Raw genomic sequence first — 14348 nt, 5'->3', positions numbered from 1 at the left:
CCTTCTCCCCGTATAGAGACGGGGAGAAGGAACTGGCCCTGGTCCTGCCTCTGGGCGCATCTGGAGCATGGCTCTGGCCCAACCCGCACATGCATGAACGGGATGGCCATTATAACCAGACGCTTTATAACGGGCGATCTGGTTATGACCTCCAAGGGGAGACGATGCGTTACATACGTCCGCTTTCAATCGAAGATGCCGTTGGCGAGCTCGCCAAGGCGGTAGGACCGGCCGCCATCCTGGCCGGAGGCAGCGACTTGCTGGTGAGGATGAAGGGCGGCTTCATCGAGCCCGAGCTGATCGTCGACATCAAGCGCATAGGCGGCCTGGCCGACATCACGGAAACGGCTGACGGCTTCCGCATCGGCGCCGCCGTGCCCTGCGCGGTGCTGGGCGAGAACAAGGCTGTGCGCAAGGCATGGCCGGGCGTGGTCGAGGCCGCGAACCTGATCGGCTCCAAGCAGGTGCAGGGCCGCTGCACCATCACCGGCAATCTGTGCAACGCATCGCCCGCCGCCGACAGCGTGCCGGCGCTGGTGGCCGCCGGGGCCAAGGCCGTCGTCGCCGGGCCTTCGGGCAAGCGCACCATTGCCGTCGAGACCGTGCCGACGGGACCGGGCCGCACGTCGCTCGCCAAGGGCGAGATCATCGAGGCGATCCTGCTCGACAAGCGTCCTGAGCAGGCGGGCGATGCCTATCTGCGCTTCATTCCGCGCACCGAGATGGACATCGCGGTGGTGAGCGCCGGCGTGAACCTGACGCTGGACGAGCATGGCGCGATCAAGACCGCGCGCGTGGCGCTGGGCGCCGCGGCGCCCACGGTGCTTCTGGTCGAGGAAGCGGGCCAGGTGCTGGTCGGCTCGAAGCTCGACGAGGCGACGCTGGAGCGGCTGGCGAAGATCTGTTCCGGCGCCTGCCGGCCGATCGACGACAAGCGCGGCACCATCGAATTCAGACGGAAAGTGGCGGGCGTGCTGGCAAGGCGCGTCGCGGCAATCGCCTACAAGCGTGCGGGAGGCAAATAATGGCCGGTGTAGCTGTATCAACCACGATCAACGGCGATGCCGTCGAATATCTCTGCCAGCCCGACGAGACGCTGCTGGAAGTGCTGCGCGATCGCCTCGGCCTGACCGGCGCCAAGGAAGGCTGCGGCACCGGCGACTGCGGCGCCTGCAGCGTCATCGTCGACGGCAGGCTCGTCTGCTCCTGCCTGGTGCTGGGCGCGGAAGCGGAAGGCCGCAAGGTCGAGACCATCGAAGGCATGGCGCATGGCGACCAGCTGCACCCGCTGCAGCAGAAGTTCCTGGAGCATGCGGCGCTGCAATGCGGCGTCTGCACGCCCGGCTTCCTGATCGCTGCCAAGGACCTGTTGGAGAAGAACCCCTCGCCCACCGAGGAGGAAATCCGCTTCGGCCTCGCCGGCAACCTTTGCCGCTGCACCGGCTATGACAAGATCGTGCGCGCCGTCCAGGACGCAGCGAACGTGATGAAGGGAGCCTGATCCATGAATTTCGATCCGCGCTTTTCAGGACGCCAGTTCGCTTCCGTCGGCACGCGCCCGATCCGCCCCGACGGCATCGACAAGGTGACGGGCCGCGCCCGCTACGGCGCCGACTTCAACATGGCCGGCCAGCTGGTGGGCCGGATCCTGCGCAGCCCGCATGCGCATGCGGTGATCAAGAGCATCGACACGTCCAAGGCGGAAAAGCTCGCCGGCGTGAAGGCGGTGATCACGGCGAAGGACCTGCCGGACCTCACCGATGGCGACGCCGCCATGTACGACATCCTCGACAACTCGATGGCGCGCAAGAAGGCGCTCTATGACGGCCATGCGGTGGCCGCGGTGGCGGCGATCGACGCCCGCATCGCCCGCCAGGCGCTGAAGCTGATCGAGGTCGAGTATGAGGTGCTGCCGCATGTCACCGATGTCGACGAGGCCGCGCACCACCACGCGCCGCTGATCAACGACCAGGTCTTCACCGAGGGCCTCGAGGAAAAGCCGGCCAAGCCTTCCAACGTCACCAAGCGCACGCAGTTCGGCCATGGCGACGTCCACAAAGGTTTTGCCGAGGCCGATTTCGTCGTCGAGCGCTCCTTCAAGACCGAGCAGACGCATCAGGGCTATATCGAGCCGCATGCCTGCGTGGCGAGCGTCAACGCCGACGGCACGGCGGACCTGTGGGTCTGCACGCAAGGCCATTTCGTCTACCGCCAGCATTGCGCCCAGCTGCTCGGGCTCGAAGCCTCGAAGCTGCGCGTCACCTCGTCGGAGATCGGCGGCGGCTTCGGCGGCAAGACCCATGTCTGGGCCGAGCCGGTGGCGCTGGCGCTGTCCCGCAAGGCCGGCCGTCCGGTGAAGCTGGTGATGACCCGCGACGAGGTGTTCCGCGCCTCGGGCCCGACCAGCGCCACCTCGATCGACGTCAAGATCGGCGCGAAGAAGGACGGCACCATCACCGCCGCGGAAGCGACGCTGCGCTACAGCTCCGGTCCCTATGCCGGCTCTTGGGCCGAGATCGGCGCGATGACGGCCTTTGCCTGCTACAAGCTGGAGAACGTCAAGACGGTCGGCTACGAGGTGCTGGTCAACCGGCCGAAGACGGCGGCCTATCGCGCGCCGTCGGCGCCGATGGCGGCCTTCGCGGTGGAAAGCGCTGTCGACGAGCTCGCCAAGGAGCTCGGCATGGATGCGGTGGACTTCCGCATCAAGAACGCCGCGCAGGAAGGCACCCGCGCCTCCTACGGCCCGGTCTATGGGCCGATCGGCATCGGGCCGACGCTGGAGGCGGTGAAGCACCATCCGCACATGAAGGCGCCGCTCAAGGAAAACCAAGGGCGCGGCATGGCCTGCGGCTTCTGGTTCAATTTCGGCGGCCAGACCTGCACGGACCTGAACATCGGAATGGATGGCTCGGTGTCGCTGGCCGTGGGCACGGTGGATGTCGGCGGCTCCCGCGCCTCGCTGTCGCTGGTGGCGGCGGAAGAGCTCGGCATCGACTACAGCCACGTGAAGGCGATCGTCGCAGACACCTCGTCGCTCGGCTACAACGACATGACCGACGGCAGCCGCGGCACCTTCTCCTCCTCGATGGCGACGATCTCGGCCGCCCGCAATGCTATCAAGATCCTCCGCGAGCGCGCCGCGCAGATGTGGGACGTGCCCGTGGACGACGTCCATTGGGAAAAGGGCCATGCCATCGCCAAGGGCGAGAAATACGGCAACCTCTCGCCGCTGTCGCTGAAGGACATCGCGGCGAAGTCCGGCACCACCGGCGGGCCGATCGCCGGCCATAGCGAGCTTGTGGCCGACGGCGCCGGCGTTTCCTTCGCCACGCATATCTGCGACGTCGAGGTCGACCCCGAGACCGGCTCGACCCGCGTGATCCGCTACACGGTGGTGCAGGATGCCGGCAAGGCGGTGCACCCGACCTATGTGGAGGGCCAGTACCAGGGCGGTGCGGCGCAAGGCATCGGCTGGGCGCTCAACGAGGAGTATATCTACGGCAAGGACGGGCGGCTGCAGAATGCGGGCTTCCTCGACTACCGCATCCCGGTCTGCTCCGACCTGCCGATGATCGACACGCAGATCCTGGAAATCCCCAATCCCAACCACCCCTATGGCGTGCGCGGCGTTGGCGAGACCTCGATTGTGCCGCCGCTGGCGGCGATCGCCAACGCGGTGTCGAACGCGGTGGGCGTGCGCATGACCCACATCCCGATGTCGCCGCCGCGCATTCTCGCCGCGCTGGACGCGGAACGGGAAGGCTAAGGACGAAAGGTGCGCAGCAGCTTTCGTCTCACCACGCTGCGCTGTGGGAGTTATCCCTAATGGTTGAGGTCACCCTCTGGGGCTCGCTCAGCGCCGTCGCCGGGGGCAAGGCCAGGCACGAGATCGAGGCCAAAGACATCAGGGAGCTGTTCCGCAAGCTGGCGGAACAGTATCCCGGGATAGAGCCGTGGATCGACCGCGGCATCGCGGTGGCGATCGACGGGACGATTTATCGCGATACGTGGAGCAAGGAACTGCCCGAGGGGGCGGAGATTTTCCTGCTGCCGCGGTTGGCTGGGGGGTAGCGAGCGAGCGGCCTCCGCCATCGCTGGGTTCGCCGATCCGCGCCCCCTCGGGGAGCCCCTACAAACGTCACCAGCCAGCGGCGGCTCGTGTGCTCCCCCCGCTTTCGGGCAGGGCCGCTCCCGGACGGATGGTTTACCGGGTTGGCCGGTCTTCACGCATGACGTTGTAGAGCAGCAGGCCCGCCATCAAGGACACCACGGCGCCCACCACGTCATGCCCGGTCAGCCCGGAATAATACACGAAAGCAAATGCCAGCTCGGCCATGGCTCCAACCCAGGATGCGAGGGACTTCTCCGGGAGAACCTCCAGGGCGCGCTAATGTTCCTGACGGCCAGCGCCGATCTTCGCCGGCTGCGCCTGGCGCAATTCCAGGAAAAGTGTGAGCGGTTTTCCGTCCGGAAGCGACACGGACGGCCGTGCGATGCTCAGGCTCCGTCGGTTTTCCCGGAGCCGACGATCGCCGCCAGGATCGCTTCGTATGCGCTTCCGGTCTCCTCCTCGATCTCCTCCTCGGAGATGCCGGCTGCCTTTGCATCGGCGAACAACTTGCTCGTCAGCTCGGCCACCGAGACGATGTCCGCACCCACCTTGCCGCGCATTACATTATCGGTGATCCAGCGGCCAAAGAACTCCGCGCCACGTTCGCTCATCCGCCCTGCTCTTTCAGAAAATGCGCCTCCCGAAGGAGCGCTTCCCAGTCGGTCCCGATCGTCTCGATCAGCTCGCTGGCCTGTTCCTGCGTGATGCCGGTTTCCCTCGCCAGGCGCCCTGAGAGCAATTCGAAGACAGCCTGGTCGCCCTCCCCCAAACTGCCTTCGCGATGTTGCAGCGCCTCGAAGATCACCTCGAAGACGCTGTCGACTTCCTCGTCGATCTCGCTGGCCGCGATGCCTTCGCGCGCGGCCGCCTTCATCATCTCGTCGGCAAGATCGCCCACCGCCACCGGATCGTCCGTCAGCACATTCGGCAGATGCTCCGCCATCCATTTGTCGAAGAAGTCGAGACCGCGCCTGCTCATGTGGCCATAAGCGCGCGGGGAATATTAGGTTCCGCTGATGGGGACTGAGGTCGCATACGCCGGCGCATTGGTCTATCGCCTGAAACATAAGCCCGGCCATCTCATTAGGGCTTCGCTGACGAGCAATCAGTCCCTTCATCGTCAGTGGCTGGATCGCCCGCCACTTGCCCACAGGTGGCGGGCGTCCGATCGAAGAACAAGAACCGGGGCCGAGGTGAACAATGTCGATTTCCGATGAGCTGCGGGACGCGAGTCTTCGCTATGAATGCCCAAACTGCCACCAGCCGATCATCAGAAACGGTTCGTGGTTCAAGGCAGTGAGCACCTTCCGCTGTGAGGCCTGCAAGACCAAGCTCAGGCTTGGCTACTCGGCCAAGCTGGCGCTTTTCAAACAACACGGCAAGGCGCCGGGGGCGTGACCCATGCGGCTGAGTGCCTGCGAGCCCTTTGGCGAGCAGCAGTTCCTTTTCCGGGAGCGGTTGCCGGCAAACGACAACAGCGCGCTGGACCATCGCAACCTTTCCCTTCTCAGTCTCATCCCAGCCGACGACGGACCCGCAAAGATTGCCGCGAAAGCGGAGCGGATGAGCATTGCCGCGGCCGTGGGCATGGCGATCGGCCTTTTCATCGGGCCGGTCTCATGCCTGATGCTGGGCATCCGGAACGGGGCGTTGGACAATGAAGGAGGCAAGCATGATCACCACGACGTTGGAAACCAGGGTGGCGGGTTTGCAGGACAGGCTGAGGGCGGCCAAGCTCAGCATGGATGACATGCTGGCCTTCCAGAAGGTCGCGGACGTGCTGGACAATGGCCATGGCGGCATCGACCTCGACGACCTGATCGCGCTGTCGTTCGTGGTGGAGGATGAGGATTGAGGGGCTCCGCAGACCTGGCCCAGATAATCGAAGATCCATCTCAAACGACTAGCCAATTTTCTGTAGAATGTATCCAGGGAAGATTACTTCTTGGCATTCGATGGTGGCAGTTATGCGTTGAAGCGTTTCAAGGTCTTCGCTCGTTGAGAAGATTATTTGCTGATTTGCGCCTTTTGCCTTTGACGCTCGCTTGAGAAGATTCTGGAAACTGGGGCGCGAAGACGACTGCTGGCGCGGCTCGTCGAATATTAGCATTCCCGGGTGATTAGTTTGCTTCTCTCTTGCGAGTTCGATCAAGCTTAGCTGGTATGACCATTTCAGCCGAATAGCATCACTTGCCGATGTCTCGAAACCAATTTCAAACCCTTCCTTTTCGGGTCTGTAGCTATCTTCAGAGATCGACAATTCGGAAGGCGAAAAAGTACTGAATCCAAAATCTCTTGCTTGACTTTGAACGAGTTCTGTCAGGTGACTAAGCTTGCTCTGGTCGCTTTGTGATAGCTTCTCCTTCGGAAGATTTGCGCGTTCTTCAAGGAGCTTTGCATAGGCGTCCTGCAAATCGCGGAGGTGATCAATAGCATCATTGAAAACGGCCTGTAGGCCTTCGATGTCCCGAATTCGTGCCTCGCTTCGAATTCGCTCTTCGATCACAGCCGCCGAGGGGTTTGATCCCGGCGCAACAAGTTCCGATCGCAAAAGCCGAATTTCTGCATAGTGCTCGGCAAGCTGTCGACTTATAGCCGACAACTGATCCCTGCGTTCATTTTCGTCAGATCGCTCCCTGGCGAGAATACCCTCAAACATTCTCTTTTGTGACCGAATGTATTCAATATTGTCCGAGACCGGCATGACTGCCGTTAAAGCGTTTTGCGACAATAGTGTGTCTATAAGCGCCTGCTCACAGGTTGGACATCTGTCTGGCGTTAACGCAGCCGTGACGCCTGAGTAGCGCTGCAGTCGCTGTACATCAAGATTCTTGGCTAAATCATCATCGAGGCTAGCGATACGTCGCTCTAGCGACCTGATGTCCGCGATCTTTAACTGTTGAGCGCTATGAATCCTTATCCGCTCCGAATTGAGCTCGTCGACCGTAGCGGCCAATTGTTCGAGTTTCAGTGAGACCTCTTCAGACTGGTCCTCAACCATTGGGATGGCTTGATCAAGGAGGCTCGCCACCGTCCCTCTCAGTTGAGATAGCACGGCGCCGAGAGTGACCCATTCTGTTCCCTGTGCTAACTGTATATATGGTCTCGACAACGCATCTGGATCAGCAAGAGGCATATCGCTCAGGGCCGCCACTCTGCCGCCCCCTCGAGCAACATAAAGCTCCAATTCCTGCCGAATAATGGACCACTGCTTCGCATTGGCTGCGATCAGTTCGGCAAGCCGCTCCCTTTGCATTTCAAGTTTGTGGACGTCGAGATCTAAGATGAATTCAACAGCTCGCTTATGAACTTCCCGTATCCTCATGTAAGTAGGGATCGCAGCTGGTATCGCGGACCAACCAAACTTCTGTTCAACCCAGAACATTGGAAACACGGTTTCCAAGTAAAGTTTCGTTTCAGGCGCGTCGTATCGCCTTACCTGGGGCAGGCGCCATCCTAAAAATTCCTCTAGAAAGTGATGGAACCCATCCTCTCGTTGCGCGGCACCCGGATCTAGAACGAAGAAATTCTGCCGCCTTAGACCAACTGACCCTTCTGTTAACAAGGGCCCAAAATCCACTGTGATCAATCGCGTGTCAGTTGTACCTTTCACTACTCGGCCAACCGTGATGATCTGCTCTTCTCCGTTGGATATCTCAAGCGAAACGCTCGATTCGAGAACTTCCACACGTTTATCGCTGTCAGTATTTAGATAACTCGTCATCGCGTGAGGAAGTGGAATTTCACGTCTCGGGCTAAGCATCCGTTCCAACCCGAGCGCATAGAGCATGCCCTGCATGCACGTTGACTTGCCCTTAGTGTTATCTGCCCACAAAACTGTCAAACCAGAAGCGAAGGGCACATCCGCGCCGTAGACGCCATCTGTTGTCACTGCGCGAAGCCGCAGAAGCCGAAATCTGAGGGTCATAGCAAATCCTCCAACCGCCAAACCCTCTTCATCAAAGCGTCCGTCATGCGGGGCGCTACTTCGCTTAGGAATCGCTTTTCCTCTTTTAGTGAGTCCTCCTCTGCGAGAATCGCATCGGCCATTTTCGTTCCTTGATCCGTCAATGACACTGATGTTCCCTTTTCGATTTGCACTAGCTTCAAAGAGTGGGCGAAAGCCACAGCTCGATTTAGAAACGGCTCGACACGCACGGAAATATCCGCTGGCTTGTACTCACCGGACAGGAGGCCGCGCACTTCATTCCGCCCTTCCGCGAGGCGCACCGAATGGGCCAAAAATTGCAGCTTCTGGAAGTTCGACCTTCTTCCACGGCTATGAAATAGAGCGAGTATTAGTACCGCAATCCCCCACGACATGCGGAGATCACCTGGAAGCGGATCAGGTCTGGCGGTGTACGTGAATGAACTATCCAGAAGCACACGACGAAAAATAGATTCAGTGGACATCGGGAAAATCCAGCGGGCAACGCATAATCCACTCACAGATCGACCCGTATGCAATTTGCTCCGCATTCTCGGTAGAAATGCTTGGCGCCGTGACTTGCACCGCAGCAATGAGGGCATCTAGTTCTGCGTGCAGTATCTCTCCCACCGATCCGCTGGCCTGCGGCCCGGCAAATTGAAGACGACGAGCCCGGCTCTTAATTGCCGACATAACCTTCTCGTGGAGATCTGGCGCGCCAGATCGCAGCGCATCAAGCAAGGCATTGCCTTGAAGAAACGACTTGATAGCGTCGGCGACCACATCCTCAATTTGATCGGGAGCGGCCCGCTTTTTTAACTTTCGTGTGACGTTGGCCAGCAGGTCGGAGGAACCTGCAGCCCAGTTTTCAAGCTCCGTCTTCGAGAGAGCCGGGATGCTGAGAGTTACCTTTGAAAGGGCTGAGATCCCGGCTGCGACTGCTTTGCTGGGAAAAGCACTCGGGTCCTGAATTGCGACTTCGAAGCTTGCGTCGAGCGCAGCGCAGTTGGCAGCCCGAAGATCACCAGTCTTTTTCGCGCAGTGGAGATTGACATCTTTGCTGTCGTGCAATGGCGTGAGCAGCACCCAGTGCTTGATCGGCAATCCCAGGAATAACTTTGAAATTTCCGTTTGCTTTAGGACAATTTTTGCGAGATCTGTAGTTATCTTCTTCTTTTGACGATCGGCCCGCACCACAATATCGACCGGCTCCTCGACAGCGTAGCATTGATAGGCTACCAGCTCCTTCGGACAATAATAATCAATCCCATAGTCGCCCTTGTGAGCTGCCGGAATTTTGTGCACGTGCAAAGGACCGTGCCGACTCTGAAGGAGACTGAAGGCGAATAGCTCCCACTCGTCTGGATTCCAGACTTGAACTGCACTCGACATATCAAGCGATCCCCCCGGACCCTACTAGCTTACAACCGAAGCGCCAGAATTCAACACATAGCTTGGACCAAGAGAATCATCCATTGTAGACCATTAGAGTATACCGTTCTCCCAATTTCACCTAATCTAGTCATCTAAAGATGCGTATGCACAACTCCTTCAAACGGAAGGTATGCGTATTCGCCGTCCCCTCACACCCCCAGCGTCGGCTCCGTATTCACATCCAGCCTCATCCTCCTCGCCGAGCACTTCGCCATGCACGCCGAGCGCGCGGCCGATCCAGATCGGGTCGATCAGGTGGTCCCATTTGGTCGTGTTGGGGTAGATGAGGAAGTGGTTCAGCATCAGCCAGGGCACCAGCGTGGCGAAGACCTCGGTGGCGAAGGAGACCTGATACATGGCCTGCCCGTCCAGGCCGACCGGCTCGTCGCGCCAGTTGCCGAGGCGCAAGCGAAACGCTCGGGCCGAATATAACGCTGGTTTCCTTCTACATCGCGACCGCCCTCGCTGCGCTCTACTTCGCCTTCCCCTTATCCTCCCCACCACCCTCCTGCGCCTTCGGCGCCGGGGCGGTCGTCACGCCGATGGCGGAGATGCGCCAGCGGTTGTCGACGTTTTCGAAGGACAGGTCGAAATCGATCTCCAGCGGCTGCGTGGGAAACAGGCCGACCAGGTGCAGCTGCTTCTGGGGATCGAGAAAGGGCGGCGTGGAGAGCTGCGGGGCGACGACGGCAACCGCCGTCAGGTCGGCGCCGGACTGGCGCAGCGCCTGGAACCTGATCGCGAGGTCGGCGGCGGTGTTCTGGGCGCGAAAGCCTGGCGAGCCCATGTCCCTCAGCACGGTGAAGTTGCCTGTTTCCACCGCCTGCTGGAGAGCCATCATCGTGCTGCGGGCAAGGTAGATGGCCTGCGCGGCGTTTGCCGGCCACGCGGGCGCAGTGGGCGCCGGTGCTGTCGGCGCCGCCTTCTTCTTGCCCGGCGCCGGCGCCTGGGTCTGCGTCTGGGCAAGACCCGGCCCGGCGTCGCAAACGGCCAGCATCGCCGCCAGGAGAATCGTGACTGTTCGCATCGGGATCATCCTGGCGCGCCGGCGCTTCCTACCAGCTCATCCTCAAGCCCAGCCGTCCGCCGGCCATACTCCGGTTGGGATCGAAGGCGATGCCGCCATTGAGCTGGAGCTGCGAGCCGAGCCGGGCGCCCGCGCTGAGCGCAAAGGCATTGGCGCCCTCGAAGGTGCCCCAGTTCAAGGTGGTGACGAATTTTTCGTCCGGCAGCACGGTCGGCGCGCCGGCCAGCGCCATCGCCATGGCGACGCCGGAATAGGCACGGCTGCCGACGCTGTCGATGCGGGAATTGAGGCTGTTGAATTGCGCGGGATCGGAAAAGCCGAGCGAGCCCGGGGTCACGGAGGCGAGATGGCCGCTGGCATCGGTGGTGACGATCTCGATCGCGCCGGTCTGGGCCGATGAGCTCGCCGCCGACGTCAGGCCGGGCATCGAATAGGTGTTGCCCGCCGTGCCGAACACCTGCTCGTTCTGCCTTGTCGCGACCGCGCCCGAGCCGTAGGCGGCCGAGCCCGCATAGGCGGCGCTGGCGCCGGTGCCGATCGCAACGGCGTTCAGCCCGGCCGAGGATGCGCCCGACCCCATGGCGATCGCGTTGGCGCCGGTCACCGTCGTGCCATTGCCGAACGCCATCGCATTGGTGGCGTTGACCGTGCTGCCCGATCCGATCACCACCGATCCCGACGAATTGGCGGTGCTGGCGACAATGTTGTTCGAGCCGAAGACCTGGATGCCGTTGCCGTTGCCGGCGACGTTCGGGGCGTTGACGGCATTGTCGTCGCCATAGACGAAGGACTTGTCGCCATTGACGACATTGGGGTCGCCGATCGCGTAGCTGCCATTGCCCCTAACGGTGTTGCCGGTGCCGAAGGCGCCGCTATCGTCGCCGGTGACGCTGTTGTTCGAGCCGATGACGGTGGTGTTGTCGCCCTGCGACTGGTTGTTGGTGCCGCCGGCCAACGCATTGGTGCCGCTGGCGTTGCTGCCCGAGCCGGCCGCGGTGGAGTTGGTGCCGCTGGCGTTCGGCTGCGCGCCGGAAGCGGTCGTGTCGTAATAGGGCGGATTTCCGCCGCCGCCGCTGATGCAGGTCAGGTCGCCCGCGGCATTGGTGCCGATGCCGGAGGTGCAGCCCGCAAGCGATGCGAAGCGAACGGTTCCCACGACGTCGAGGCCGGCGGCCGGCGCGGTCGTGCCGATGCCCACATTGCCGTTTGCGTCGATGGTCATGCGGGTCACGCCGTCGGTGGCAAGCAGAAGCCGGCCGCCCGAGCCGGTGGCCGAATGCGCGTTGATCATCGAGGTGCCGACGCCGAAGCTCGCGCCGCTATAGCCGAAAGTCAGCGCATCCGCGTTGGCCGCCGAGGATACGCCGATCGTCTCGAACGTATCCTGCGTGGCGGTTCCATAGACATGCAGCTTGCTGGTGGGGGAAGCGGTGCCGAGACCGACATTGCCGTTCGCTGCGATGTCGAGGCTGCTCGTCGGCGCGCCCGGCCGGATGCGGAACGGCATCTGGCTGCCGTTCGTCAAGTCGCGTATGAAGAAATTCGTCTCGTTGCCGCCTACGTCCCAGGTCTGCGCCGTGAAGCCGTCGGCGTTTGTCTGCTCCAGGCGGATCGCCGGCGTGTCGCTTCGGGTTATCTGCAGGCCGAGAGCCGGGCTGGACGTGCCGAGGCCCAGATTGCCGAAGCTGTTGACATAGACCGAATTCTCGGGAGCGCCCGCATCGACGCGGAACACCATCTTGTTGCTCGTCGCATCCTGGATCCCGAAGTAATTGGCGCCACCAGAGCCGGAATCGTTCGCAATCAGCGCCCAGTCATTGGCGGCAAATCCGGCGTTCGTGCTCGTGTCGTCGAAGTAGATGCGTGTGTTGTTTTCCTTCATGACGATCGTGTTGAACCCGAAGGACTCGTTGTCGACGCAGTCGAGCCCGACGCAGAGGCTTCCTTGAACGACCTGGTCGTTCGCAACGACATTGTCGGCAAGCGCGTCGGCGACCGGCATGGCGAGCATCGCGGCGCCGAGGCGCAACGCCAGGCATTTCGTCGCGAGCTGTTTTGGTTTCGCCACAAGCCACCTCCCCCGAGGATCAATGATCGCAGACGTGCAGGCTTATGTGCCGGCCGTCGGTTTGGCAAGCAGTAGAAGCGCTCGCCGCCGGTCTTTATCGCGGGTGTGTTCCCAGAACATCACCAGTAACGGCCGGGCTGTGTTCAGACTCTTTTCCAGCCTGGATTGTGCCGGCCATTGCGCGGCCTCAATGTGAACTGCACAGACCACCGTGTCGCGCGGTGTATTTTAGTTATACCGAATATATGCAGCTGTCCGGTTGTCCCCTTCCCGGCCCCCGGTTGGACTCGCTCGCGTGGAACCAACATGCCTCTGGCGCGTAGTTTCGCCATCGTTCCCAGCACAAGAAGGCAGGTGTCCATGGCCGTCCGCAGAAAACGCAGGAAGCACTCCGGCAGCGACCTCTTGCTGGCGCCGGCGGTCATCGGCATGCGGGTGCCGCTGCTGGTGCTGGATGCCATGAGCCACGCGCCCAACGGGCGAGAGGCCTTGCAGGCGGTGCAGGAAAAGGCGCTTGCGGGAACGCAAGGGCTGTTCGCGGCGCAGGCAAAGATGCTCGAGGCGGCGTTGCGCTTCTGGCCTGACGTCCTTTCCGGCAAAAGCCCGTCGCTTTGCGATGGAACCGTGGCGATGGAAGCGGCGGCGGCTGCCCTGTTGCCCGCGGCCAGGCAGGTGCGGCGCAATTTCGACCGTCTTTCGAAACGGCGCTGACCGCGCCGCTTGCAGCAGCCGGGCGCCGGTGCGGGACAGGCCGCTTTGGCGCAGCCTAGCCGATCGTTGCGAGGAACCGATCGGTGAAGCCGGCGAGCGCGTTCCAGTCGGTGAATTCGTGATCCTGCCCGGGGCCTGGATCCTCGCCCTTCATGACGACGAATTTGACGAACTGCTCCTGGAAGTAATCGTATTTGGTGAAGCGCAAGGCGCCGCCCAGCAGAAGCGTCATGCGCGGCTGCCACCCCGTCACGGAAACGAAGCGGTCGACATATTTCCGGGCAGCGGCCTCGTGGCCTTCCAGCGCCGCCGACAGGCTGACCGATACCAGCGCCGAAGGCTTGCCGCTCAACAGGTCTCGATGCGCGAATACGAAGGTCGTGACGGCTTCCTGATGGTGCTCCTGGTGGACCGACGCGGCAATAACGAAGGCGTCGAAATGCCCGAGCTTCAAATCGGGCGTGAACTTCGCGCTGTCCAGCAATTCGACCTGATGCCCGCGCCCGCGAATGTCGGTCGCCATCCGTTCGGCGACTTTCCTGGTCTGCCCTTCAGTCGTTCCATAGACAATCAAGAGGTTCACGACGTCCCTCCGAGGGTGGAAAGGCATTGATGGGGACAAGCCAGTGCCGTCTCGACCGGCGCGCCTGCGCCCCACTACAACGGAGCGCATCATAGCGCATGAAAGGGGTTTCACGCAGCGATTTTCGCGGCGGGGCGGATGCCGGGGTGTCCGCGCGACGGACGGAGCGGGGTAGCGCTGCCTTATGTGACGCGGCTCGACTTCCATCCGCCAAGGCTTATGCGATCACGCCATCCCGCGGCGGGTGTTTTTTAGCTACCTTGAATATTGCGGCGGACGCAGGTTCGCCGGGCCGGCGCCGGGGCGGGTGCTCCCATCAGGCAACAGGCGCCGGCCACCTGGAGCGGCCTGCTGGTCACGCGCCGGCCCGGTGTTGACCGCCGGTGCCGCTTGCGCAGCCGACGCCGGCGCGCCCTTCTGTCCAGCCCGGGCGCTGCTATTCGCGGCTGTCGGCGAGCTCGTTCGAGGCGAGCGGGTTCATGC

The 14348-nt window shown here is 62.0% G+C and carries 17 protein-coding genes; 7 read left to right on the top strand and 10 right to left on the bottom strand.

Features of this window, described 5'->3' with window-relative positions; translation table 11 throughout:
• The first annotated feature begins 164 nt into the window (after positions 1-164).
• Genes EOA24_RS10035 through EOA24_RS10020 form a run of 4 tightly spaced genes read left to right on the top strand, consistent with a single transcriptional unit; the run spans position 165 to position 4074 of the window.
• The gene (locus tag EOA24_RS10035) at positions 165-1025 is read left to right on the top strand and encodes a xanthine dehydrogenase family protein subunit M (protein WP_126078039.1); all 861 of its coding nucleotides are present in this window, start codon (positions 165-167) and stop codon (positions 1023-1025) included.
• Positions 1025-1501, top strand: coding sequence for a (2Fe-2S)-binding protein (locus tag EOA24_RS10030; protein WP_042639662.1), 477 nt, complete (start codon positions 1025-1027; stop codon positions 1499-1501). Before EOA24_RS10035 ends, EOA24_RS10030 begins: the two co-directional genes overlap by 1 nt.
• A 3-nt stretch (positions 1502-1504) precedes the next feature.
• Positions 1505-3769: a xanthine dehydrogenase family protein molybdopterin-binding subunit gene (locus EOA24_RS10025; protein WP_127409777.1), complete on the top strand. Its 2265-nt coding sequence runs from the start codon at positions 1505-1507 to the stop codon at positions 3767-3769.
• Positions 3770-3828: 59 nt separating this feature from the next.
• The gene (locus EOA24_RS10020; RefSeq protein ID WP_042639658.1) at positions 3829-4074 is read left to right on the top strand and encodes a MoaD/ThiS family protein; all 246 of its coding nucleotides are present in this window, start codon (positions 3829-3831) and stop codon (positions 4072-4074) included.
• Between the two features lie 133 nt (positions 4075-4207).
• Here the strand turns inward: EOA24_RS10020 and EOA24_RS43865 are convergent, their stop codons facing one another.
• The 3 genes from EOA24_RS43865 to EOA24_RS10010 all read right to left on the bottom strand — a co-directional run bounded on the left by EOA24_RS43865 (position 4208) and on the right by EOA24_RS10010 (position 5093).
• Positions 4208-4339 carry a hypothetical protein gene (locus EOA24_RS43865; protein ID WP_281058777.1) on the bottom strand — a complete coding sequence of 44 codons (132 nt, stop codon included), beginning with the start codon at positions 4337-4339 and terminating at the stop codon, positions 4208-4210.
• A gap of 161 nt (positions 4340-4500) precedes the next feature.
• Positions 4501-4725 (bottom strand): DUF768 domain-containing protein, encoded by a 225-nt coding sequence (locus tag EOA24_RS10015; RefSeq protein ID WP_126078040.1) that lies wholly within the window; start codon positions 4723-4725, stop codon positions 4501-4503.
• Entirely contained in the window at positions 4722-5093 is a 372-nt protein-coding gene (locus EOA24_RS10010) for a DUF768 domain-containing protein (RefSeq protein ID WP_126078041.1), read from the bottom strand. The genes EOA24_RS10015 and EOA24_RS10010 overlap by 4 nt, the downstream gene beginning before the upstream one ends.
• A 221-nt stretch (positions 5094-5314) precedes the next feature.
• Here EOA24_RS10010 and EOA24_RS10005 point away from each other — a divergent pair, with 221 nt between their 5' ends.
• Both EOA24_RS10005 and EOA24_RS41530 read left to right on the top strand, forming a co-directional pair.
• The gene (locus EOA24_RS10005) at positions 5315-5512 is read left to right on the top strand and encodes a hypothetical protein (RefSeq protein WP_126078042.1); all 198 of its coding nucleotides are present in this window, start codon (positions 5315-5317) and stop codon (positions 5510-5512) included.
• Positions 5513-5515: 3 nt separating this feature from the next.
• Complete coding sequence (locus EOA24_RS41530) at positions 5516-5863, top strand: hypothetical protein (protein ID WP_189353899.1); 348 nt, start codon at positions 5516-5518, stop codon at positions 5861-5863.
• Between the two features lie 154 nt (positions 5864-6017).
• Here the strand turns inward: EOA24_RS41530 and EOA24_RS09995 are convergent, their stop codons facing one another.
• From EOA24_RS09995 to EOA24_RS09970, 6 genes are all read right to left on the bottom strand, one after another.
• Entirely contained in the window at positions 6018-8042 is a 2025-nt protein-coding gene (locus EOA24_RS09995) for a hypothetical protein (RefSeq protein WP_126078044.1), read from the bottom strand.
• Positions 8039-8527 carry a hypothetical protein gene (locus EOA24_RS09990; protein WP_189343175.1) on the bottom strand — a complete coding sequence of 163 codons (489 nt, stop codon included), beginning with the start codon at positions 8525-8527 and terminating at the stop codon, positions 8039-8041. The genes EOA24_RS09995 and EOA24_RS09990 overlap by 4 nt, the downstream gene beginning before the upstream one ends.
• Positions 8517-9434, bottom strand: coding sequence for a hypothetical protein (locus EOA24_RS09985; protein ID WP_126078045.1), 918 nt, complete (start codon positions 9432-9434; stop codon positions 8517-8519). Before EOA24_RS09985 ends, EOA24_RS09990 begins: the two co-directional genes overlap by 11 nt.
• A 159-nt stretch (positions 9435-9593) precedes the next feature.
• The gene (locus EOA24_RS09980) at positions 9594-9884 is read right to left on the bottom strand and encodes a DOPA 4,5-dioxygenase family protein (protein WP_245467132.1); all 291 of its coding nucleotides are present in this window, start codon (positions 9882-9884) and stop codon (positions 9594-9596) included.
• 64 nt (positions 9885-9948) lie between these two features.
• Positions 9949-10503, bottom strand: a complete 555-nt coding sequence (locus EOA24_RS09975) for a hypothetical protein (RefSeq protein ID WP_126078046.1) — start codon at positions 10501-10503, stop codon at positions 9949-9951.
• A 28-nt stretch (positions 10504-10531) separates the two neighbouring features.
• Positions 10532-12571, bottom strand: coding sequence for a hypothetical protein (locus EOA24_RS09970; RefSeq protein ID WP_127409776.1), 2040 nt, complete (start codon positions 12569-12571; stop codon positions 10532-10534).
• A gap of 360 nt (positions 12572-12931) precedes the next feature.
• On the opposite strand from EOA24_RS09970, the gene EOA24_RS09965 reads away from it, so the two are divergent.
• Positions 12932-13282: a hypothetical protein gene (locus EOA24_RS09965; protein ID WP_126078048.1), complete on the top strand. Its 351-nt coding sequence runs from the start codon at positions 12932-12934 to the stop codon at positions 13280-13282.
• A 55-nt stretch (positions 13283-13337) separates the two neighbouring features.
• On the opposite strand, the gene EOA24_RS09960 is transcribed toward EOA24_RS09965, so the two are convergent.
• Complete coding sequence (locus EOA24_RS09960; RefSeq protein WP_126078049.1) at positions 13338-13865, bottom strand: flavodoxin domain-containing protein; 528 nt, start codon at positions 13863-13865, stop codon at positions 13338-13340.
• Between the last annotated feature and the right edge of the window lie 483 nt (positions 13866-14348).

The organism is Mesorhizobium sp. M2A.F.Ca.ET.039.01.1.1, from assembly GCF_003998035.1.
GTDB lineage: Bacteria > Pseudomonadota > Alphaproteobacteria > Rhizobiales > Rhizobiaceae > Mesorhizobium.
Note: the sequence above shows the minus strand (reverse complement) of the source record. Positions and strands in the feature narration are given on the sequence as shown.

Bases quoted from the DNA above. Each gene is read 5' to 3' on its own strand.
- EOA24_RS10035 (WP_126078039.1), top strand. From the start codon at position 165: ATGCGTTACATACGTCCGCTTTCAATCGAAGATGCCGTTGGCGAGCTC.
- EOA24_RS10030 (WP_042639662.1), top strand. From the start codon at position 1,025: ATGGCCGGTGTAGCTGTATCAACCACGATCAACGGCGATGCCGTCGAA.
- EOA24_RS10025 (WP_127409777.1), top strand. From the start codon at position 1,505: ATGAATTTCGATCCGCGCTTTTCAGGACGCCAGTTCGCTTCCGTCGGC.
- EOA24_RS10020 (WP_042639658.1), top strand. From the start codon at position 3,829: ATGGTTGAGGTCACCCTCTGGGGCTCGCTCAGCGCCGTCGCCGGGGGC.
- EOA24_RS43865 (WP_281058777.1), bottom strand. From the start codon at position 4,339: ATGGCCGAGCTGGCATTTGCTTTCGTGTATTATTCCGGGCTGACCGGG.
- EOA24_RS10015 (WP_126078040.1), bottom strand. From the start codon at position 4,725: ATGAGCGAACGTGGCGCGGAGTTCTTTGGCCGCTGGATCACCGATAAT.
- EOA24_RS10010 (WP_126078041.1), bottom strand. From the start codon at position 5,093: ATGAGCAGGCGCGGTCTCGACTTCTTCGACAAATGGATGGCGGAGCAT.
- EOA24_RS10005 (WP_126078042.1), top strand. From the start codon at position 5,315: ATGTCGATTTCCGATGAGCTGCGGGACGCGAGTCTTCGCTATGAATGC.
- EOA24_RS41530 (WP_189353899.1), top strand. From the start codon at position 5,516: ATGCGGCTGAGTGCCTGCGAGCCCTTTGGCGAGCAGCAGTTCCTTTTC.
- EOA24_RS09995 (WP_126078044.1), bottom strand. From the start codon at position 8,042: ATGACCCTCAGATTTCGGCTTCTGCGGCTTCGCGCAGTGACAACAGAT.
- EOA24_RS09990 (WP_189343175.1), bottom strand. From the start codon at position 8,527: ATGTCCACTGAATCTATTTTTCGTCGTGTGCTTCTGGATAGTTCATTC.
- EOA24_RS09985 (WP_126078045.1), bottom strand. From the start codon at position 9,434: ATGTCGAGTGCAGTTCAAGTCTGGAATCCAGACGAGTGGGAGCTATTC.
- EOA24_RS09975 (WP_126078046.1), bottom strand. From the start codon at position 10,503: ATGCGAACAGTCACGATTCTCCTGGCGGCGATGCTGGCCGTTTGCGAC.
- EOA24_RS09965 (WP_126078048.1), top strand. From the start codon at position 12,932: ATGGCCGTCCGCAGAAAACGCAGGAAGCACTCCGGCAGCGACCTCTTG.